Here is a 22,068-nt window from a genome sequence, read left to right as displayed (position 1 = left end):
GCACAAAAAGAAATGAATATAGGCTAAGAGTATCTACGCATTGAAGAAAAATCTAAGAAAAAAAGTGATAGGAGCATGAGGAGCCTTTTTAGTTTCTTAACCGCCACTTTCTCATTCCCCATAATCGCGACTATAGGAGCGAAGTAGAAGAAGAGGAGTATGACGAAAAGCAAGAGGAGCGCCTGCAGTATTTCATCTTCGGGCAGCATAGAGATCTCCTAGAGATTACGTACTGTTATGATCCTCGCCGGCAGTGCTTTTTCAAACTCCACTTCTATTATCCTGAATTTTGCGAGGAATACTCCGATTTTTCTTCTTTTTTAAAAACCGAATTTTTTTTATTTGATGATTGAAAACGCTGGCACGCAAAGAACAGTTCTGCGGGGGCATGTCCTATATAAATAGAAAAAAGGAGATGCCCAATGCCCGAAGAACAATCCTGGAAGCCCGTTAGAGTCAAAAGAATCCACCCAAAAGAAGTAAAGGAAAAAAGGGATAAATTCTATAAAACAGAAAGAAAGAGATATCTCAAAACGCTTGCGACAAAACATAGGAATTTATTGGAACAGCTGGGGATTTCTAATGATGAAATAACCGAGATGAAAAATTTAGGCAAGGTGCCCCAAGGCTGGACAGTAGATCATTCGATTCCTACTTTTCTCTCCGGGTTTCTAAAGGATCCCAATGCCTGGGATAATCTCGTGTTGATGCCAAAGGAAACTCGCGCTTTTAAAAAGAAACATATCGATGATGTATATGAAAGGGTACTGAGAACGCTAGGATATAAGTACCAAGGCTATCCTGAAGATGGAGTGGGCCAAGAGCTTGGTTATCCACAGCTTATTCATCAAGTTAAATATTATTATAATAGAAATAAAGGACTCTATCCCGTGGTTACGGCGAATGAAGTAGGTAATACCGAGCAAAAAATTCTCGAAGCTAAGAATTATTCGAAGGAGCAGGGGTTGTTGTTTGCTTGAGCTTGCTCCTTGCAATGGGGAGGTGGCAAAGCTTAGTGAAGTCCTTCTAGGTTGGACGATCAAGGAATAGGGATTGGATCAAAAGAGTAAAGATTTTGGGAAAAGAAAATTTTCTTTCTGAGAGGATGGAGCGAAGAAAAAAAAAAATCCTAACGCTAGGACAAAAAGAAATGCGTAAGGAACCTGAGGAAAGGATCTTCTAGCAAAAGATATTAAGCTTGTGAAGGACAAAAATTCAGGTTTTTTCTGGAAGGACGATTAACGAAGCGTGTTGATACTCAGTCTAAAAAGTTGAGAAAAGCCTAGCAGCCCATGATAAAAGAAAAGAGTTTAACTATTATATTTTATTATGCCCCCAGCTTCAGAATTACAAACCCTATTGGCAAGGCTCCAATCTTCTCAAAAGGAGCATCCTTATATTGAAATCAATCCGCCAGCCTCTCTTGAGGCAATAGAATCCATAGACCTGGCCTGCCAGAAGGAATTTGGCCTCGCTCTGCCTCAAGACTATAAAGAACTGCTAGCTTCCGCCAATGGCTTTTGTTTTGGCTATGGCAGGTTTTATCATATTACTGATCCTCTTTCCCCAAATCGATTGCTTAGACAAGAAGTCCTTACCGATGAGAATATCTTTCGGAACAATCTTTACATTCGCAATTTCGATCTCAAAACTGATAGTTTCTTCTGTAGCTTATCTCCCCCCCATCATCTATTGCTAGGCGAGAGCGGATATCGCAGCTATCTCTACGATGCTTTGACTAAGCGCTATTACATAAGATGCAGTGAAAGATATTTTGGGGTTTTCTATCCTGAAGGAGAAAAGATTCCTCCCGAAGGGAAAAATATTTTTTATTCGGATTTGTACTCGTTGCTTAAAGCCGAACTGGAATATTTTTTTCGTTATCTTGAGCCTGCTCCAAGACTGTTAGAAGCTCGGGAAATCCAGGTGATTCAAAAAGCACGAATGGCTGAACAATTATCCATCGAAGGAAGCTTTCTTCCGCCCGCTTCTTTCAAGGCGATTGAGCAAGCAAACCGCCGGTTTCTTAAAGAATTTGGATTTCCGATTCCAGAGTTTTATAAAAAGTTTCTCGCCTTTAGTAACGGCTTCCGTACCGACTATTCGATATTCTTCCACATTCCCGACGAAGACTCCCCTACCGAATGGTTAAGGACTGAAGAGCATGAGGAGCCTTTTCGGTTTCTTAACAGCGACTTTCTCATTCCCCATAATCGCTACTATAGGAGCAAAGTAGAAGAAGAGGAGTATGACGAAAAGCAAGAGGAGCGCCTGCAGTATTTCATCTTCGGGCAGGATAGAGATCTCCTAGAGATTACGTACTGTTATGATCCTCGCCGGCAGTGCTTTTTCAAACTCCACTTCTATTATCCTGAATTTTGCGAGGAATACTCCGATTTTTCTTCTTTTTTAAAAACCGAAGTTTTTTTATTTGGTGATTGAAAACGCTGGCACGCAAAGAACAGTTCTGCGGGGGCATGTCCTATATAAATAGAAAAAAGGAGATGCCCAATGCCCGAAGAACAATCCTGGAAACCCGTTAGAGTCAAAAGAATCCACCCAAAAGAAGTAAAGGAAAAAGAGGCTGAATTCGAAAATAAAGTAAAAAAGGAATATCTCAAAACGCTTGCGACAAGACATAGGAATTTATTGGAACAGCTGGGGATTCCTAATAAGGAAATAGACAAGATGAAATTAGGCAAGGTGCCCGATGGCTGGACAGTAGATCATTCGATTCCTACTTTTCTCTCCGGGTTTCTAAAGGATCCCAATGCCTGGGATAATTTCGTGTTGATGCGAAAGGAAATTCACGATTTTAAAAACAAACATATCGATGATGTATATGAAAGGGTACTGAGAACGCTAGGATATAAGTACCAAGGCTATCCTGAAGATGGAGTGGGCCAAGAGCTTGGTTATCCACAGCTTATTCATCAAGTCATTGGATATAGTTATAATAAAGATAATGGACTCTTCTATCCCATGGCTACGGCAAATGAAGTAGGTAATACCGAGCAAAAAATTCTCGAACCTAAGAATTATTCGAAGGAGCAGGTAGGGCAACATGTAGCAGAGGTTGAAAAAAACTATGAATTAAAAGACAAAGCGAAGCCGCTCAAGAAGAGTAAATTCTTCGGATGGATAGGAACAGCCCTAACACTTTTAGGCATAGGCGAAGAAGCAAAAGCGGCTGTTCGGGAGGGGAAGGAAACAGGCCATTGGGCTCAATCTTTTGGTAAAGCGCTCTCAAGGGTTGGTTTGCCTCTGATGGGAAGCAGTCTTGGCGGGTCAGCAGGCGCGATCTTCGGTTCAGTGCTCTTTCCTGGAATTGGGACAATGGCTGGAGGAGTAGTAGGAATGGGGGTGGGTGGATTTTTTGGAAGCATAGCCTCGGAGAGAGTCGAAGAGTTCATGGACCGACTCTCTTCCCCTGCTCCCACTTTTAACCATGAATATGTGAGAGCAAGCGCATCGGCCACTAGGGAAGACCAACAAGTGGCCCTGCAGAAAGAAAAACAAAGGGAAAAGCCAGAGGAAAAAGAAAGGCCAACAGGAAGAGCGTTTGGACTCGAAAAAGACTCAGGACAAAAAGCTGATGCAGCTAAGGAAGAAAAAGAGGCCAAAGGGCTCGCCTCTCAATCAAGACAGGGCCTTAGTGTAGCAGAATGCCTTGCCAAAATCCAACAGGAAATAGGCCTAGCAAGCTACCATGGGAACGTAGAGCTAAAAGATCCAGAGAAAAGCATAGAGAAAATACAAAAGGAGAAAAGACCAACACCCTTTCTCTTCTCCCCTCCCCCTCAACAACAATCCATCGAGAACAGAAGCAAGGAAAGATAAAGAATCATGCGCCAACGAACGCATTTTTAGCCGAACCCATAGGTTGTTGTTTGCTTGAGCTTGCTCCTTGCAACGGGGAGGTGGCAAAGCTTAGTGAAGTCCTTCTAGGTTGGACGATCAAGGAATAGGGATTGGATCAAAAGAGTAAAAATTTTGGGAAAAGAAAATTTTCTTTCTGAGAGGATGGAGCAAAGAAAAAAATCCTAACGCTAGGACAAAAAGAAATGCGTAAGGAACCTGGCAAAAGGATCTTCTAGCAAAAGGCATTTGGATCTTTGAGTTGGAAGCCCATCGGACAAAAAAAGACAGCCAATAAAAAAATAGTTTAATATTTACTTTTTAAAATGCAATAAATCAATTTTTATTCAGAAAAAAAGCTTTTTTTATATATTATCCAATCTCCATGTTCAATTAATAGTTTATTTTGTATCTTGTTACAATATACATATGCATAAGCTTCCAATTGATGATATTCAGAATTTAACAATCTTATACACACCTTTTCTCTTTTAAACAAAAAAGGAACTCCTTCAATATAATCGAGTTCTTTCAAGATTTCTTTATTAACAACATAGAGTTCTCCTTTGACTTTTCCATTTCCAGGAATAATAGCAGGATATTCTCCCAAATCATACATAAGGAAATGATATAAAATACCTAATCCTATAAACTCGCAACAACTCAAAATAGAATTCCTACATTGTCCTTTTCTCAATGTTCCATAAACAAATATCTTTATAGAATTTTTTTTTGACTGACATTATGATTGAAATTCTATTATAATATAATTTAAAGCTAATATTTTTTTTAAAAAATATTATTTTTTTCTATAATATATTCATGCGAAAAAGACTAAAGGAAAAATTTGACTATGTTATAAGGATAGAAACAAGATAGAAAAATTTTATTTAGGCATGCATAAACTCCTATTGGCCTCTTCGAACATAAACAAATGGAAGGAATTTTCTCGTCTTCTCTACCCAAATGTTGTTGTCCTTCTATCTGAAGAGCTCAGACGATATTTGCCTCAAGAATCTTTTACAAGCTACTTAGAAAACGCCCGACTTAAAGCCATGGCTTTGTCAGCCGTATATAGTGATCTGGTTGTTTCCGATGATTCAGGTTTGGAAGTTACCTCTCTCAAGGGCGAACCAGGGGTTCACTCAAGCCGATATGCGGGGGAAAAGGCTAATAGCAAAGCAAACATTGTAAAACTACTTCGTAATCTCCAGAATGCAAAATCGTTAGATAGATCCGCAAGATTTGTTTGCTCGTTGGTCTTGGTCAAACAAAAAAAAATTCTTTTTGAAACGACTGCTTTTTGTTATGGCATAATAGCAACTGAACCAAAAGGGCATAGAGGATTTGGATATGATCCTATTTTTATTCCTCAAGGATATTCGTTAACAATGGCTGAGCTGACTGAACAACAAAAGGATATGATCAGTCATCGTGGAAAAGCTTGTCAACAATTAAAGGCTTTTCTTGAAGAAAAAAAGTGGCAATGAAAGCGATTATTCTGGCTGCCGGTAAAGGAACTCGAATGGGATCGTTAACCCATGACTTGCCTAAACCGATGCTTATGGTTAAAGGGAAGCCCATACTAGAATGGATTATTCTGGGACTGCATCAGGAAGCAAAGGTCGAACATTTTTGTATAGTCGTTGGATACAAAGCTGAGAAAATTCAAGAATATTTTAAAGAGGGTCAATTTTTGGGCATAAAGATTGATTACCGATTTCAAAAAAAACAAGATGGAACCGGAAAAGCCCCACTGGTTGCTAAGGATTTGATCTCAAATGAACCTTTCTTTTTGTCCTATGGAGATATTCTCTTAGGCGACCGTAGAGAATATGGTCGGATGGTTCGCGCATATAAAGGCGATGGGCTTGTGGGATTGACTGATGGAAACGACCTATCCAAGGGAGGGGCTGTTTTTATAAGTTCTGATGGTCAAATTATTGATATTATAGAAAAACCTCAAGACCCTGCCCTTTCTAAAGGAGCCTTTTACAACGCAGGCATCTATTTAATAAGCCCAAAGATTTTCGACTTTATGGAAAACCTTAGTCTATCCCCTCGCGGAGAATATGAGCTGACAGATGCTTTAAGAATGTTTTCTCAACATGGCAAACTCTATGGCTTTTTAATAGCTGGTAGTTGCGTAGACGTAAGGGATCCACAAACCCTAGGTTCATTAAACTCTTAGAGTAAAAACTGTGAAACAAAGTACAGCTATTGATAGGTGGAATGAAAATATAGAAAAAGTACTTGCCTATTTTGCTATAGAAAAAAGCCACTCGGTCAATACACAACTACTTTACCGACAAGTTTTAGAAAAATTCGCCCTTTGGGCTGCTTCTCAACAACTTACCCTTCAAAAAATCCAAAGCTGTCATGTGGAACAGTTTTTGAGAGAAGAGAGTAAGAAGGGACTAGCTCATAGTTCCATAAAAATTATAATTATTGCCCTTCGTCATTTTTTTCAATTTTTCAAAGACCGAAATGAGATTAAGGAAAATCCATTATACAAAAAAGAACTTCCTTCCATCCAATCTCGATTGCCACAGTTTTTAACAAAGAAAGAAATTGAAAAAATTCTTAATTTAGAATTCCCTAACAATCCCTTAGGATGGAGAGATAAAGCCATTTTAGAGCTACTTTACAGTTCCGGTCTTAGAGTCTCTGAACTCATTAGCTTGAAGTTAGAAGCTTACAACCCAGAACGTTCTCAAATAAGGGTTTGTGGAAAAGGGAACAAAGAAAGAGCCATCCCTGTAGGAAAATGTGCAAAAGAAGCTCTTGATAAATATATTTTAAAAGGAAGAAATTTTTTTGTGAAAAAGAAGTCTGAGGGAGAAATTTTCCTAAGTCGCCTTGGCAAACCCTTAACTCGATCCAGAATTCGGCAGTTGGTGATCCAGTATGCTACTCAGGCTGGTGTTGATAAAAGGGTTTATCCTCATCTTTTTCGACACACTTTTGCAAGCCATCTTTTAGAAAACGGAGCCAATCTAAGGATTATCCAAGAACTCCTTGGTCATGCCAACATAGCAACCACACAAATTTATACCCATGTGAATTTAAAACATCTTAAAGAGATTCATCACCGTTGTCATCCCAGAGCTAATGAAAATATATAAAAGTAACTAATCACAAAAAAATTATAGTATCGATGTATCTTGCAGAATTAGAAGACAGACTCGGTCATACATTTAGAAATAATCAATTACTGGAAGAAGCTTTAACGCATCCTTCCTACTTTGTTGAATCGATGAAAACAACGGGCAAAGATTTCCAAAGATTAGAATTTTTAGGAGATGCTGTCTTGGGGCTTGCTATCACAGAAAAGCTGTTTGAAATTTTTCCCTCTTTTGATGAAGGAAAACTGACTAAACTCAGGGCAAAATTGGTCAGCCGAAAAGTTCTTTCTCTATTGGCCTCTTCTTTAGGAATCGGTAAATATTTAAGGTTGGGAAAAGGGGAAGAAAAAAATCAAGGGAGAACCAAACCTTCGAATCTGGCTAATGCCCTAGAGTCAGTTATAGGAGCATTGTATCTAGATGGAGGGTGGGAAAAGGCAAAGTCCTTTGTCTTCCAACTGTTCTCGCCATTATTTGTAGAATTACACAAAGACCCCTCTGCTTTTTTAGAATATGAAAATTCAAAAGGCTTGTTACAGGAATTTTTACAAAAAAAAGGAATGGAACTGCCCGTCTACCGAATTGTTTTGGAAAGCGGAGAAGCACACAACAAATGGTATGAAGTGGAGGTGCTTTGGAAAAATCAAGTTTTAGGTAAAGGATCGGGGAAAAGCAAGAAAGAAGCTGAACTTCGAGCTGCTAAGGAAGCTTTTGAGAAGTTAATTTCTCAAACACCAACCGATTTGATTCAAGAGTCCTGAAATAGGCTTCCATAAAGTTGGTTTTGGAATCAAAGCCAAGCATCCGAGCCAGTTTTTCTTTTGCTATTTCGTCTAAAGGCAATACCGTTATGGGGCTATTTCTTTCTCGCCTCATAACCGATTCGATCCGCCTAAGAAAGACATAGCCCTCTCTAGCTAACCGAGCAGTATGCGCATCTTCTTTTTCTAATAGTAAAAAAGCTTTCCACATGCTTGGTTCTCGTATTTGCTTACCCATTAGCCAAATTTGGAATCCAAGCTCGATATCCATAAGACCTCCTGGTGCTGTTTTGATCCGGCATTCAATAGGTACAGAACTATCCCTTTCTTTTTGGATCTTCTCACGGAGTTCAAAAAACTCCTTCCATGGGATTCTCCGACTCCAATCTACCCACAAGTCGTCAACAAACCGGATAAATCTCCTACCATGTTCTTCGTTTCCACAAACAAAGCGAGCTCTATGTAAGGCTTGAATTTCCCAAAACATGGCTACAGACCGGTAGTAATGTTCATACATTTCCTCCTCAAGTACAATGGGACCTTCTCCATGAGGCCTTAACCTAAAATCAAAATTGTAGAGAATGCCACTTGGTAGCATTTCAGAAACAAAACGATTCAGTTCTAAAGCTCCATTCAAATTATTCCCTATAAAGAGACAATCCAGGTCCGAACCATATCCAAGTTCTCTCCCCCCAAACCTTCCCACTCCAATGATTGCGTTAGACTGTGCATGACAAAGATTGCATGCATGCTTAAGAATGGCTTCGGCAAGTGCTGTATATTCCTCTTCTATGTCAACAAGAGAGGCAATTCCAAGGATATCTCTCAAAAATATCCTGAAGAGTTCCCCTTTTCTATAAAGGCGATATTTGGTCCGGTGATCTTTTTTGATCCAGGTCAATTCGTTGAAAAAATCCTCGACTGTCTTCTTTGTATAAAGTCCATCGCTTCGGCATATTTCCTCAAACAAGTCTGGTTGAGACAAAAGAATTTCGGTAAAAAAAGAACTCGAATCAAAAAGCCGCAAAAGAAGTTCCAGTGCCTTGGGGCTTGACGCGAAGGATTCAAAAAGCATCGCCTTGGTCCCATATTTTTCAGCAAACTGCACAAATCGGCTTAAACAAAGATTTGGATCTACGGTTTTTTTCAATGTCTCTTCTAGGATTGGATAGAGCCTTTTTAAAGATTTCGAAGCACGCGCAGAAGGCTTGATCGGATCACTGTCCAATAAAGATTGAATGTCTTTATAGGCTTTTTGAGGATCAGGAAAGATTTCAAAATGAAAGATAGATTCTCCTTTTTCCTTTGAAAGTGGGAAAACCGATGAAAACAACCTTCGAACAGTCATTCGATATGTTTCTAGTTTTTCTTCAAAGAGCTCAAGCTCTAGACCCAAAGAGGAGGCAATAGCTCTTTTTTGATCAGTATTTTCAGGAATCAAGTGTGTCTGAAGATCCGCCACCATTTGCAGTCTGTTTTCCACTTGTCTAAAAAAATAATAGGCTAATTTAAGTGCTTCCATTTCCTTTCTTGGAACTAATTGGCATTCAGTCAAGGCTTCCAGAGTTTCGAGGGTGGACCTACTCTGGAGAATGGGATAACGTGCTCCATATACCACTTGAAAGGACTGGGCAATAAACTCTATTTCTCGTATTCCACCTTCTCCAAGTTTGATATTTCTTTTTTTGGTAGATTCATCCAAAAGTTCTTTTTCTATCCTCGACTTTATTTCAAAAACCTCTTCAAACATTTCCTCAGTGATATGCCTTGGAAAAGAAAATAGGGAGCGAAGAATTTCAAATTCATAAGCCAAAGCACTGTCTCCAGCCGATTTTCTTGCTTTAATCAAAGCCATTCTTTCCCAACTCTCACCCAAAGCCGAATAATAGTATTCACAATATTTGATCGATGGAACAAGTATCCCACTATTCCCATCAGGCCTTAGTCGGAGATCTATTCTATAGAAACCGCCATAAGCCATTGAGAAGAGCTGAACGATTTTTTTCCCCAGTCGATTAGCCATATCATGATGACCGTTCGACCCATTATGAAGAAATAAGAGATCAATATCTGAACTGTAGTTGAGCTCCTTTCCACCCAACTTTCCCATGGATAAAATAGCAAAAGGCAAGGCTGGAAATCCCAATTGCGCTTTTGCCAGATCCAAAATGATCTCTATGGAAAAATCAGCAAGCAAAGAGAGAGCCTTTAGTACCTTTTCCAGACTCCATACAAGAGCAAAATCGAAAAAACCGATTCGGAGAATTTCCCTTTGTTTCAGCTTTTTTAAAGCCTCTATACGATTTTGTAAGTTTAAAGAACCATTTGCTAGTTCTTCCCAATCGATTTTAAGTCTACCAAGACCACGGTAATGGGTAGGATCAGAAATTTCAGGACTTTTCAGCCACTCTTCCCATTCTGGATGAGCTTTGAATTGAGTTCTAGCAAACTCCGAAAAATCCTGAAAAGCTTCCAATGCTATCTCTTTGTTTACAAATCGACCAAAATTTTCCATACATTCCAAATTAAAGATTAAATGAAGGATCTTTTGCCAATGATTGAGCGAAATATGTTAATATGATATCGGCCCCCGCCCGTTTTATAGCTACTAACGATTCAATAGCAGCTTTTTTAGGATCTAGCCAACCGTTTAAGCCCGCAGCCACAATTGCCGAATACTCTCCCGATACCTGATAGGCCGCTACGGGCAGAAGGGTATTTTGTCTAATTTGGTATATAATATCAAGATAGGGGCCAGCAGGCTTAACCATGAGAATATCGGCACCTTCTTTTTCATCGAGCAGTGCTTCTAAACATGCTTCTCTCCTATTGGAAGGATTAAGTTGGTAGGTCATTTTATCAAGATAATATCCCCTTTTTCTTGCAGAACCAACCGCTTCTCTAAATGGTCCATAAAAGGCTGAAGCAAATTTAGCTGAATAAGCAAGAATGCCTGTTTTCGTTAATCCTTCGGAATCGAGAGCCTTTCTTATTTGACCGACCCTTCCATCCATCATGTCTGAAGGAGCTACAAAATCAGCTCCCATTTTCCCAAGCATCACCGCCATCTTTGTTAATATTTCGACAGTCGCATCGTTATCCACATCGCCTAGCTGTTCATTCCATAATCCATCATGGCCATGGGTCGTGTATGGATCTAATGCAACGTCTGTGATAACAAGAAGCTCAGGAATGTTTTTTTTGATCGCTGAAACTGCTTTTGGGATTAATCCTTCTGGATCCAGAGCAAGAGAGCCACTATCATCCTTTTTTTCTTTTGGAACACATGGAAATAAGGCCACAGCATTAATCCCCTTTTCTCGGAGTTCCGAACAGACTTCTAAAAGGTTTTCTAAAGAATACCTGAAAATGCCAGGCATCGAGCCAATCTCTTCCTTGCCTTTTTTTTCCTGAATAAACAAAGGGCAAATCAGATCACTGATTGTCAGCTGGGTTTCTGTAAGTAAGCTTCGAATTTGTCTGCTTGCCCTATATCTTCTAGGCCTTCTCGATAGATCGAGTTGTTTTTCTTTCATAGCTTTTAAATATTACTTAGAATCTAGTAAAGGTGGAAAGAATATTGCTTTTATTACTTGAAAGTACAGCTTTAAAATCAAATGTCATTACAGATAATAGAACATTCTTTGCTTATTGATCGGTTAACACGACTCAGAGATAAGAACACACCCAAAAGCCTTTTTGGACTTTACATGGATCAAGTCTCTTCTATATTAGCTTCCTTTGCCACTAAAAGTCTTTCCTTGGAGCCTACTGAAATCGAGACTCCTCTTGAAAAGACTTCGACATTTATTTTTGGTCAAGAAATCATCCTAACTCCAATTCTTCGTGCGGGTCTTGGCATGCTAAAAAGTTTTCAGTTGCTTATTCCAGAAGCCCAAGTCTTTTTTTTAGGAGCCGTAAGAAATGAAAAGACATTAGAAAGTACCCTTTATTATGGGCCAATTCCCAGTATAAAGCCCCATCATCATATCTTCATTCTCGATCCTATGATAGCGACAGGGCATACCATGGTCAAAACGATTAAATTTTTAAAAGACTGTGGGGCCATATCCATCAGAGTCGTCTGTTGCATCGCAAGTCCCGAAGGAATTAAACAAATCCAGCAGGCCTTTGACGATGTTGAAATTATCACTGGATGTGTGGATCGTGAAATCAATCCCAACGGTTTTATTCTTCCTGGTTTAGGGGATGCTGGAGATAGACTTTTTGGTCTATTTGAAGAATCTTCCGTTTCCAAAGGATCTCCTTAATACTGTCTAAATAGACTAAAAGCTGACTAGCTAGCCCGTCGTGGCCGATTGCACACTCGCCCTACCCTTTGTCCGCTATAGCTTTCTTACCACAGGCTCAAGACAGTAGAACTCATGACCAAATTCCATAAATTGATCGCTGCATTGAGAATGCGATGGAGAATTGCTCCACTGGCTAGATATGTCCTCTTACACATAGCCAGCAACAGATGCCTAAGCTACCAGCCACACTAGTAGATCATGACCGAATGAGTCTTGCCATCAAATCGTAGTCTTTTCTACATCCTCGTGACTAGCCAAGCTTCGAAATCGACCTGCGTCATGTTTCCAATCTGAGAAAGAGCATATTGTTATAAAAAAAACTAATAAAAAGATACAGCCTGAAGTAGATAAAAAAAGCAGAAAGAAGCCAAATTTGTGTGTGGGGTGATAGTTACCGATATCTTTATTAGATTTACTTTATTTTAAAAAAATAGTAAACCCAATATAATATGAGCAAGACTTCTTTTGAATTTCCTTTCAATCCTTTACATCTCTTTACATTTATTAATGATACAAGAGCAAATCATATTTTAAAAACCGCTTTTCAACTGCACATTTTTAAGATCCTTAACAATCATAAAATGACTCTTAGAGAAATAGCCAATATCACGGGAGCAAGCTTAAGAGGCCTTAGTTTTTTTCTGGATGGGCTTACGGCATTAGGCCTTCTTGAAAAAGACAAAGAAAGCTACCAACTTTCTTCCCTTTCCAAAGAGTTGTTAGTTGAGGAGAGCCAAGATTACATTGGTGATTTCTTACAAGATTCATTTCTTAATGAAGACTGGAAAATGTTGACCGAGGCGGTTCTCAAAGGAGGCCCTCCAGAAGGAGTAGAAACGCAAAGCAAAGCTGAAGAGTTCTTTCCAAAGCTGATTAGGTTTCTTCATATTTTGCATCGGAATCCTGCAGTAAAGGCAGCACAAGCAATTATTGGAGAAGCTACTTCTTCCCATACACTTGAAGTGTTAGATATAGGCTGTGGATCGGCTGTTTGGAGTCTTGCTATTGCCTTGGCTAATAAACAAACAAAGGTTACAGCAGTGGATTTTCCCAAAGTCCTTGCTTATACTCAAGCTTATGTTCAAAGACATGGAATGGAAGATCGCTATGAGTTTTTAGCTGGAAACATTGAGGAGATTGAATATCCTCAGAAAAATTTCAACCTTGTAATTTTTGGTCATATCCTCCATTCAGAAGGAGAAAACAAAAGCCGGAGATTATTTAAAAAAATTGCAAAAATTATAGATACTGATGGGCGAATTGCCATTTTAGAATTTTTACCGAACCGTCAGCGCACTGAACCAATAGAAGCTGTGCTCTTTGGACTACGCATGCTGGTAAATACAAAAGAAGGGGGTATTTATTCTGCAGAAGAATATGAAGAATGGCTAAGAGAAGTTGGATTTACAAAATTTTCTTACTATGATATTGGCTACCATTCTCCGCTGATAGTTGCTGCTAAAAAGTGATCATCAAAAACATACCTTAGAACATCTATTTTCATTTGTCTAAAGACAGGCTAAAAATGTTCTTATATTTTGGTATTCGAAAGCAAAGGTTCGACTTCACCGACTAACATCCCATACCACTATTTTATCATAGGCAAGTCCCTGCTCAAGCTAGGCCAAACCTATGTAGACCATGTACCAGATCAGCTTTGAATTTTTAATAACCTGCTTACAGCCAGATCCTTCTCCACTATAATATTCCTTGGTTTTCATCAAGTATATGATCCGTTGCCAGAATCTCACGGCTAAAATACATCAGCTAGTTCCAATGCACTATGACGATGATGTTCCCCCTCAGGTTTGACAGTGATACTCCCAATCCCCTAAAGGGGATGGGCTTCTAGCCACGTCTCACAAGCTATAGAGGCAGTTCCCGGAGGGAACCCGCGCCGTTTCCGGCGTGGTGCTTGACGCTTGCGATTCGGCTAAACAACTTCGGCCCGTGTCTAGGCTACTACTACGCCGGATAGTTCCCAGACTTAGATACGTGATGCGTTTTGGAAACAACACCACCTGACCATAGGCAATTGCATGCATATTCACTGCGCCCACGATATCCCTGTGGCCTTTGAATCCACACGCTTTCCATCACCAGTTGCGTCCTTTCGGTTTATGGCGATGGCCGCATACAGGACATCGGCTGGACGTACCACGCTCCTCCCCGATGAAGCACACGATGCGGTCTTTCTTGCACCGTACTCCCACTGGCTCATGCGCTGGTTATGATGACGACCAGCTCGGTTTTTTCTCACCCCATCTGGGTTGCCTACGAAAAGCGACTGTATTTCGTGCTCTTTGCAGAAGTCGATGACTTGACGTGTCCCCTTGTGACGGAGATCACACGCATAGGGCGTTTGCAACGCAACGTGAGCTTCGCGCCTCTCCGCCCAAGCTTGCGCCAACGCCGCGAACCCTTTGCACAGCGCAAACGCTTTTTCTGGATTTCGCCAAGCTGTTTGCTGTGCAATCGCTTCAGAGAACGAATCCCGCGTCCGGAAACGACCAGCGCCTTGCCATCATTGGATACAATTGCCGCTTGATGAATTTGCCCTAGATCTGCCGTGGCCCGTTTTTCGTCTGACACCGAAGCAGTCAAATACTCATCAGCCTCGCTGACAGTAACAGGCAGTTCGTTATGAATCCCATTCCAGACAATTTTACATGCGCAAGGAGTGTTCAGCCACTCCGGGGGTGGAAGCCTCAAGGATGGTCGGCCGCGTCCCATCGGCAACTCAATGCGATGTTCTTCCAGATGCATGGCTTGGGCTGGCTACAGCAACGGGTAGAAGCATTTGTCCTTGTAGGGGTAACGGATGTTCTGGCGTCCAGCCTTGCGATTATTCTTGGCTGACTGCACAGCAGCCTCAACTGCTCGAAATACTTGCTGAATACGCTGCGAGTGCAGGGAGAATTTACCTCCTCTGGTTGCTTCGTGAAACTGGCTTTTGCTAGGCCATGGCTGGTTTTTGAGCCTAGCTGCAAGGTGCATGTCCCGGCACAAGATCCAGAGGCGAGCAGATTCCATCTGCCCATCCCGAATGAGGGATGGCAAACGTCGGGGAATGCCCTTTAGAAACAGTATGCGTACCCATTCTACTTCTGGTATGCTAGTGTTATGAACGAGCCCCTGCAAGGCAGGAAAAACGCGATGGACGCATTACCAGATTGCTTATCCTTTCGTCTGGATTCCGAAATATCGCCGAAAAGTGTTGGTCGGCGAGGTGGAAAGCGCCTGCAAACGGTTTATCGCGGAGTGTTGTGCGCAACACGGATTTAGACTGCTGGCCTTGGAAACCGATATCGACCATGTCCATTGTTTGGTATCCGCACCGCCGCGATGGGCTCCAGCGACCATCGTTGGTCTGCTGAAAGACTACCCGTCGAGGAAATTGCGGGAACGGTTTCTAAAGCTCAAAAAGGTTTGCGGACATGAGCAGCTCTGGACGCAGGCGGACTACGTTGGTACTGCCGGAAGCGTCTCTGCGGAGGTTGTGCGCAGATACATATCGGAATGCCAAGTCAAGTAAACGCTTTCATCCCATCCATTGAAATGGATGGGTATTCCCGCGTCGCGCCACTATCATAGTGTTGGGCCTTTCAACCTCTCTTTCAATTAGCGCTCAAACATGAAGAAGCACATGATAGATTACTCCCATCCACGGACAGTAGATATTGCCTGCCTTTAGTTCAAATCACAAGTACGATGCTTGTAGGCAAGAATCATGCTTGAGCCCTAAGGAGAATTTTCAATACCACCATTGCCATGATAAAGTTGCCATCCAGTTCATTCCATATTGAACACCGTTCCAAGATTGATAAACGGGTTTGACAATCTGAGCCGTAAGGAAATTTCCTTGCAAGGCACTTTCTGGAGAGATTGCTACTTTTTGGAAGCCTTCTCTTGCGAAACCTGGCATCCTCATATTCATACCTAAGGCTGCTCCAGCCCATTCTCCACCTGTCCAAGTTGCAACGATATCAGGCATTGCAATAAAAGGGGCTGTTCGAATTGAAAGTTCGTTAACAGGGTTAGCCCCATGAATCCCACCTTGATAGGAACCAACACCACTGACATTAATAGAAATCCAATCGGTAAAGTTATAAGCAATCCAGCCATTTCCAAAAAACGAATTTCCCCATGCATACCCTTGAGAATTTCGACCAAGAGGAACAGTCGTATAACCTTGCACCCCCCATCCCCAATCCCTCGCTTCGCTTTGTCCAAGATACGTTACCGCCCCAATGAAAGCTGGGACACCTAAACCAAGCTGCATGTCATAAGGGAAAACACGGTGTCCAGCCATATCAGACATTGTTTCATCAATCGATCCTGTAGGAGCTGAAAAACCGAAGTTGATTTGAAGCCTATGCCTATGGAAATCTAACAGTTTATAGATCCATTGAAAATTAACGTCTCCAAGGCCAACAGCTTTCATAGACATGCGGCTTCCTAGAGGCATAGGCTGTAAAGGGAATCCTCCAGAACCAGTATGCATTCCCCCACTCCATGCATTCCTCCTGACATAAATCCGCCCATGGGCAATCCTACCATATCCATTTGCTTGTTCCATATGGGAAACATTGCCATAAAAGTTAAATTGTCCGTCAATCCAAGCATGAGCATCGGCATGTACTGTTCCATAAACATCGAAACATCACCCATAGCCACGGGTTTACCAGCAAAGCGTATGGCTTCTAATCCATTGAGATTCATTGCATCGCTCCCCTGATAATAATCTGGCCCCATGTTCATATACATCCACCAGAAACCAATCATCGGTTGGTATTTCCTATGCATATGAGCGGTTCCCATTAGGCCAGCTGGAGCATCACTAGCTGCTATTTTGTCCGACCATATTTCTCGAGAATCTAAATCTACTTTGCTATTTTCCCAGGGTAGAAGCAGAGAAGGTTCTCTACCCAAAACAACCGTTTCCGGAGCTATCGAAGTGGGTATATTTTGAGTACTTAAAGATGGGTCTTTTCTATTGGATAGTTTATTGAAAATCTCAGTTGGAGAAACATTCGGCAAGTTTTGATTCTTTTCTTTTGTTTTATCAATAATAACGCCATCATCTTCGTTGCCTGCAAAACAAAACTCTTCCAAAGACCAAAAGCTTAAGACACAAACACAACAAGTAATACGATGGAAAAATAGATACAATTTTTTCATGACAAAAATGGATCTTCTAAAAGACACAAGCAAAAAGCAGAAGGCTTTATTCCCAGAAATTTATTCTATCTCTGAAGAAAAATTGGTGTTGGGACTTAGAAAAATAAGAAAATGTTAATTTTTCAATCTAAGGCTGCTTTCCTTATAAAGACTGAAAAGAAGAGAAAAGTGATCTGTTTTTAAACAAAAACTTTTCTATTAGAAAGAAGATAAAATTTACCTAGAAGAATGGTACAAACAAGGTCGGCAAAGCAAAGAAAATCTTTTAAAATAGCCTCTAAGTGTCTTTATAAAGCTACTGTTTTTTCTAAAAATTTTTTCTATAAATTCGATCCCTCGTCTACAAATTTCTTTTCCATACTCAGTCCAGAGTCCTGTACCCCAATATCTAAAACAACTTGTCTCACTCACTAGCAGATAAAACAAAGCTTGCCTGTACTTCTCTTCATTTGAAGAAATTCCCTTTTGAAGTACTTTTTCATAAAAAAGGCTACTTAACCGTTCCATTGGACCAAGGAGATCTCCGTAACCCTTCACCCAAGAAATGTTGTTCGTCCAACTTCCTCCTTCCATGGAAAAACGAGGATTTTCTTCTTTTATCTTTACGATTGTTTCGGAAAGTTTTCGTGTGCCATCCCCTGGTTCGAACTTTTGAAAAAGATAATGTTGATGGATCGGTTGAATAGGAGGATAGTCTTCTTGTTTTAGTCCTAACTGTTCGAGATAAGCAAGATATTCGCTAACGTTTACAACCGGGGTAGGACTATAAGAAGATTCTCTTATAACTTCAAAATATTTCGAGGGAAATTCATTCATCATGACTCCTCCATTCTCCCCATCAGCGATTTGGGTAACGAGTGGAGGGAGAGCTTTACCACAAAATTGAATACGGTTAAGACCCTTAGCCTCATACCATGGTTGCATTTGACCCACTAACTTTGTATCGGATCCCTGAGTTTTTATAATAGCAATGATCGAAGCTACCTCTCCGTTGGCGTTTACACAAACAAGTCGATGAGGAATATGCTTAAAGGACAGAGGATGACCATCCGGTCTTTCCACCGTATGCTCTTGAACTAAAACCCATTTGTATCCACAATCTAACAGTGTTCTCACAAAAGCATAGGCAACATCAGGATGGTTGGGAAGGGCCATCTCTGGTGGAGAAAATCCCCTGACACGAGACAAAGCCTCAAAGCCAAAAAGACTACCAAAGTGTTGTTGCCAGGCTTCAACATGCAAACGAAAATCCTGAATTGGAGTGGAAGGAGCTACGGTGTGTCCCCAGGCTGTTCCGAGAAATTCTGTTGCTTTTCGACAAGCAGTATCGTTAGCAAGAGTATTGAGTGCATCCAGGATATCTCGACTTCTCATTTGTTCAAAGCCATAAAGCAAGCAACCCGAATAGTCGAGCATCACCCTGGGCTGTTTATTTTGCGAGAGTAATTCAGGAATAAACTTTCCCATTCGTTGATAGCACCACTGAAAAACAGGCGCATTATGGTTATCGCCCTCCCCCAAATGTTCCAGCATGAACTGTAAGTTACTGATTATCCGAGCAGATCTTAAGTCTGTACCGCCAGCTGGTATTAAAGGCTGATGCATATGAAGAGCAATGGATGCGGCACTTTTTATCTGCTCGAAATCAATTCCAGTAGTATCTAAAGTAATCTTCTCTTGTTTTTGTATTGCCTCTTTAAGCTCTTTTTCTTTACCGCAAAAAACAGGTAACTCACCCATCATATGTCCTCCAGTAGTGCATTTCTCTAATATTCTTTCCCTGTCAGGCAGTTTATATTCCCAACTTTTCCTTTCGGAATTTTTTTTTCAATTCCAACAGCCTAAAACCATTTTCTGCAATTTACAAGCTCTTGACGTAAGCAATTAAAAAACGAGCAGAAAGGCATCATTAAGTCATTTGTAATTAGAGAGTTATAAATTGGCATGCTTTTTGCTTTTACAAGTAAAAAAAGAAAAAGAAATGATTGCTAAAGCTTTTGGTTATTTTTCAAAAGAAAAACTGGCCTATTTACTTTGTATGTTTTTAGCTGCCAGCGTTCATGGATTGCTAGCACTGATTTCTCTTCCAAACAAGAATAGTTCTGAAATAGAAAAAAGTAATTATTTTTCTCAAACAGATTCTTCTTCTTTTATTGACCTTGTTTCCAGTTCAGAGCATTCTTCTTCTTCTCTCCCTATTGCTGAAGCCCCAAAACCTCCTCTTCCCCCTATTCCTTCTCCGTTGCCAGCTAATCCGGAAGGACCGAAACACCTCCTGAATAGTCCGCGAGCTATTCCTCAATCTCAAACAAAAAGATGCGCTTTCCATACGCCTAACAAACCTAACAAAGAGTATATTCAATATTCTTTATCCACTTCTTTCCTTTCCCCACCCCCTTATCCATATGAAGCTCGTCTTCGGCATATGGAAGGGACGGTCGTTATTCTGCTCGATGTGCGGAAAGGAAAAATCGTCAACTCTCAAATCGTTCGCTCTTCTGGATATCCTCTTCTTGATAAAACAGCAAAAGATTGGATAGATTCCCATTGGAAATTTCCACTGCATGTTAATCGGGTCATTAAAGAAGCGGTAACCTTCGAACTGGATGATTCTCCTCCCCTATCCAATGAAAAATACTATCAGACAAGTTATATTCCTCGGTAAAAATCTATTTTAATCTTGATGGACGCTTTTTTTTTCCTATAGTTAGCTACCGTTTTGCTAGATTTCATGTCTATTTTTCAAAAGTATTGGATCGTCTTTTTTTATACCCTTTTTTTGGTCTTTTCTTCCTTAGTCTTCGCTAACAATCAGGAGATAAACAAGAAGAATAGTATCCAAAAGAAGGTAACCTCAAAAGAGAGTGAAACTGGCTACCTAATTGAAAACAAAAAAGAACTATTTAAAGTTCAACGCCTTCGCTCGGCAGCGATACAAAAACGAGGGATTTGTCCTTCCAATCTTTGGGTCTATGGAAAATTTGAAGCACAAAGTGGTCCACAAGATGGGTTAATTGTATGTTTGATAGCTGGAGATAAGACCAAGAGAATAGCCAGTTCTTCTGGAATGGCTGTGGGTGCAGGTATCATTTTTTGGCCATTGATCGGCGTTCCAGCATTTTTCAGCAGTCAGCACCTCGATCATGTGATTCTAGTCGTTCATTCGAGCTGTCCTCCAATTAAAAAGAATTCCATTCTTTATATCTCTCCAGAGGCCCCTGCAAGGGTCCTTGTAAATATGAAAACAGACGCTGGGTATCATCTCATGGAGTTAGAAATGATTTCCCCTCCTCAAATATTGTCCCAAGAATAAACGATGAAACATGCTTTTTTATCCTTTGTTTGGATATTTTTATTCTTCTTGGCTTTTTCTTATGCGGCAGAAAAAAATACGGCTCTAAAAGAATATAAAAGACTTGGGTTTAGTAAAGAAAACTCCCACTTGGTTCCAATAGAAGAAATCCCAAAACTTGCCGATATCCAAGGGGAACTCCGTGAAAACCTTTGGTCTTATGGAGAATTTGCCTTTAAATCAGTCATTGCTCCTGAAGTCATCGAAGCGATTCCCTTACGATCTAAATTCCAAATATTAGAAGAAACTCCTAAAGTTCATTCTAATAAAAGGATGGAGGGAACAAAAACATTTGTTTTAATTGTCAGTCCCAAAAAATCACTAAACAACCTCATTAAAAAAGCTCCAGCAACATTCTCCATACCTGCGACAACTCCCGCAAAAGTCGCTGCCATTGTCCAAAATTCAGAGAAAAACTTCATCATTACTTTAGTAACCGTTGAACCACCAAAAATTTCTCACGACTGAATTCATTTTTTTGTACAAATAGGAGATTCCAGAAACACAGATAATTATCCTTAGAAAATAGTCCGTTGACCTTTTTATGACTTTTTATATGTCACTACTCGACCCCAAGTGCTTTTCGTTCCCCAAATCCCTGACCGTAAACATTCTAATTGAACAATCTGACTGTGATCGACAAAAAGATTCACCTCCGGGCCATAGTCCTTAATATACCAAGAAAATACCTCTGGATCAGCTGCTTCGAACATTAGTGTTTCCAATCCTAGTTGATCAATAAACTCTGCTATAATCTCCCTTTTCCACACAGCAACATTTTCAGTGATCCCTTCTGATTCTACCATTATTAGATAGGCCCCAGCCTCTAGAAACCTTTTTGCCTGTTTGATTGCCCATTTTGTACTTTTTATTCCTTCTGCTTCTAGTTCTTCAGCTCTAGTAGCCCCTCCGGCTCCAAACTGTACTCCTACCTCCGGTTTCACTTTTAAGCCCACTTTTTGCACTTTTTCAACGAGGCGAAGCAAATCATCAAATGGAACGGTAACAAAGCCAGCTGAAATCTCAATAATATCAAAACCGATCGATTTGCACTCATTCACATAGTTGTCAATCAATTCTGACCCCATCGTCAATACTCTTTCGATGAATCCTCCCGTGGATACCAAAACATTGTGACTATGGCAAAGGTTTATGATGTCTTCCAGGGCTCTTTTAGACATCAATGTAAAAGAGCCCCCAGCAAACTTAAGAATATCAATATAGTTTCCCATTGTGTCGAATAAATCTTCTAGATAGTGCTTACCAACAGGGGTGTAATAAGGTCCACGGATTTCAGTGAGGCCAACTTTTCTAGGCTTCTGTTCTCTTTCATTAAGAGGAATAAAGTCAAATGCCCGCTCGTTTTTTTCATTAGCAACATCCATAGGCGGCTCCTTTGATTTTTTTATGAATTTTATGAAAAAAAATCTTTTAGTATTGAAGAAGAGTAAAAGAAAAAAGAAAGTCCACCAAGTTTA

General features: G+C 40.4%; 20 protein-coding genes and 1 pseudogene. 14 read left to right on the top strand and 7 right to left on the bottom strand.

All coding sequences use genetic code 11. The annotated features are described in order from the left end of the window. Positions 1-422 precede the first annotated feature (422 nt). The 3 genes from kam1_RS05250 (at position 423) to kam1_RS05240 (ending at position 3,840) form a co-directional block, all read left to right on the top strand. Entirely contained in the window at positions 423-980 is a 558-nt protein-coding gene (locus tag kam1_RS05250) for a hypothetical protein (protein WP_039722018.1), read from the top strand. Between the two features lie 349 nt (positions 981-1,329). Then, complete coding sequence (locus kam1_RS05245) at positions 1,330-2,442, top strand: SMI1/KNR4 family protein (protein WP_039722016.1); 1,113 nt, start codon at positions 1,330-1,332, stop codon at positions 2,440-2,442. Between the two features lie 69 nt (positions 2,443-2,511). After that, positions 2,512-3,840, top strand: a complete 1,329-nt coding sequence (locus kam1_RS05240) for a hypothetical protein (protein WP_039722015.1) — start codon at positions 2,512-2,514, stop codon at positions 3,838-3,840. 361 nt (positions 3,841-4,201) lie between these two features. Here the strand turns inward: kam1_RS05240 and kam1_RS05235 are convergent, their stop codons facing one another. After that, positions 4,202-4,573, bottom strand: coding sequence for a gamma-glutamylcyclotransferase family protein (locus kam1_RS05235; protein ID WP_268747089.1), 372 nt, complete (start codon positions 4,571-4,573; stop codon positions 4,202-4,204). 181 nt (positions 4,574-4,754) lie between these two features. Here kam1_RS05235 and rdgB point away from each other — a divergent pair, with 181 nt between their 5' ends. Genes rdgB through rnc form a run of 4 tightly spaced genes read left to right on the top strand, consistent with a single transcriptional unit; the run spans position 4,755 to position 7,744 of the window. Beyond that, complete coding sequence (gene rdgB, locus kam1_RS05230; protein ID WP_039722014.1) at positions 4,755-5,348, top strand: RdgB/HAM1 family non-canonical purine NTP pyrophosphatase; 594 nt, start codon at positions 4,755-4,757, stop codon at positions 5,346-5,348. Beyond that, a complete protein-coding gene (locus kam1_RS05225; protein WP_039722013.1) occupies positions 5,345-6,049 on the top strand; it encodes a sugar phosphate nucleotidyltransferase in 705 nt (234 codons plus the stop codon). Before rdgB ends, kam1_RS05225 begins: the two co-directional genes overlap by 4 nt. A 10-nt stretch (positions 6,050-6,059) precedes the next feature. After that, entirely contained in the window at positions 6,060-6,983 is a 924-nt protein-coding gene (locus tag kam1_RS05220; RefSeq protein ID WP_052250541.1) for a tyrosine recombinase, read from the top strand. A 32-nt stretch (positions 6,984-7,015) separates the two neighbouring features. Continuing rightward, complete coding sequence (gene rnc, locus kam1_RS05215; RefSeq protein ID WP_039722012.1) at positions 7,016-7,744, top strand: ribonuclease III; 729 nt, start codon at positions 7,016-7,018, stop codon at positions 7,742-7,744. Here rnc and kam1_RS05210 read toward each other — a convergent pair. Together kam1_RS05210 and hemB are read right to left on the bottom strand one after the other, a co-directional pair. Further along, positions 7,683-10,259, bottom strand: a complete 2,577-nt coding sequence (locus tag kam1_RS05210; protein WP_039722011.1) for a [protein-PII] uridylyltransferase family protein — start codon at positions 10,257-10,259, stop codon at positions 7,683-7,685. The two genes, rnc and kam1_RS05210, sit on opposite strands and share 62 nt — an antisense overlap. A 10-nt stretch (positions 10,260-10,269) precedes the next feature. Then, on the bottom strand, positions 10,270-11,280 hold the full coding sequence (gene hemB, locus kam1_RS05205; RefSeq protein WP_039722010.1) for a porphobilinogen synthase: 1,011 nt from the start codon (positions 11,278-11,280) through the stop codon (positions 10,270-10,272). Positions 11,281-11,361: 81 nt separating this feature from the next. Between hemB and upp the strand changes: the two genes are divergently transcribed. From upp to tnpA, 4 genes and pseudogenes are all read left to right on the top strand, one after another. After that, positions 11,362-12,015: a uracil phosphoribosyltransferase gene (upp, locus tag kam1_RS05200; RefSeq protein WP_039722009.1), complete on the top strand. Its 654-nt coding sequence runs from the start codon at positions 11,362-11,364 to the stop codon at positions 12,013-12,015. Positions 12,016-12,506: 491 nt separating this feature from the next. Next, positions 12,507-13,526, top strand: a complete 1,020-nt coding sequence (locus kam1_RS05195) for a class I SAM-dependent methyltransferase (RefSeq protein ID WP_039722008.1) — start codon at positions 12,507-12,509, stop codon at positions 13,524-13,526. A 1,200-nt stretch (positions 13,527-14,726) separates the two neighbouring features. Then, entirely contained in the window at positions 14,727-15,017 is a 291-nt protein-coding gene (locus kam1_RS10125; RefSeq protein WP_161792037.1) for a hypothetical protein, read from the top strand. Positions 15,018-15,217: 200 nt separating this feature from the next. Then, a pseudogene (gene tnpA / locus kam1_RS11240) lies at positions 15,218-15,592 on the top strand (IS200/IS605 family transposase); the annotation flags it as partial. 219 nt (positions 15,593-15,811) lie between these two features. Here tnpA and kam1_RS10570 read toward each other — a convergent pair. The 3 genes from kam1_RS10570 to kam1_RS05175 all read right to left on the bottom strand — a co-directional run bounded on the left by kam1_RS10570 (position 15,812) and on the right by kam1_RS05175 (position 18,978). Further along, a complete protein-coding gene (locus kam1_RS10570; RefSeq protein ID WP_244945966.1) occupies positions 15,812-16,561 on the bottom strand; it encodes a hypothetical protein in 750 nt (249 codons plus the stop codon). Then, complete coding sequence (locus tag kam1_RS10565; protein ID WP_244945965.1) at positions 16,516-17,238, bottom strand: hypothetical protein; 723 nt, start codon at positions 17,236-17,238, stop codon at positions 16,516-16,518. Before kam1_RS10565 ends, kam1_RS10570 begins: the two co-directional genes overlap by 46 nt. A gap of 216 nt (positions 17,239-17,454) precedes the next feature. Then, on the bottom strand, positions 17,455-18,978 hold the full coding sequence (locus tag kam1_RS05175; protein WP_370657538.1) for a glycosyl hydrolase family 57: 1,524 nt from the start codon (positions 18,976-18,978) through the stop codon (positions 17,455-17,457). 241 nt (positions 18,979-19,219) lie between these two features. Between kam1_RS05175 and kam1_RS05170 the strand changes: the two genes are divergently transcribed. The 3 genes from kam1_RS05170 to kam1_RS05160 all read left to right on the top strand — a co-directional run bounded on the left by kam1_RS05170 (position 19,220) and on the right by kam1_RS05160 (position 21,058). Further along, a complete protein-coding gene (locus kam1_RS05170; RefSeq protein ID WP_152606295.1) occupies positions 19,220-19,903 on the top strand; it encodes an energy transducer TonB in 684 nt (227 codons plus the stop codon). A gap of 66 nt (positions 19,904-19,969) precedes the next feature. Next, on the top strand, positions 19,970-20,551 hold the full coding sequence (locus kam1_RS05165; protein WP_039721608.1) for a hypothetical protein: 582 nt from the start codon (positions 19,970-19,972) through the stop codon (positions 20,549-20,551). 3 nt (positions 20,552-20,554) lie between these two features. Then, complete coding sequence (locus tag kam1_RS05160; RefSeq protein ID WP_039721609.1) at positions 20,555-21,058, top strand: hypothetical protein; 504 nt, start codon at positions 20,555-20,557, stop codon at positions 21,056-21,058. A 74-nt stretch (positions 21,059-21,132) separates the two neighbouring features. Here kam1_RS05160 and kam1_RS05155 read toward each other — a convergent pair whose 3' ends face one another. Next, entirely contained in the window at positions 21,133-21,975 is an 843-nt protein-coding gene (locus kam1_RS05155; protein ID WP_039721610.1) for a phosphosulfolactate synthase, read from the bottom strand. Positions 21,976-22,068 lie beyond the last annotated feature (93 nt).

Origin of the sequence: Methylacidiphilum kamchatkense Kam1 (genome assembly GCF_007475525.1) — a bacterium.
Taxonomy (GTDB): Bacteria; Verrucomicrobiota; Verrucomicrobiia; order Methylacidiphilales; family Methylacidiphilaceae; genus Methylacidiphilum; species Methylacidiphilum kamchatkense.
This window is presented reverse-complemented; position numbering and strand designations above follow the sequence as displayed.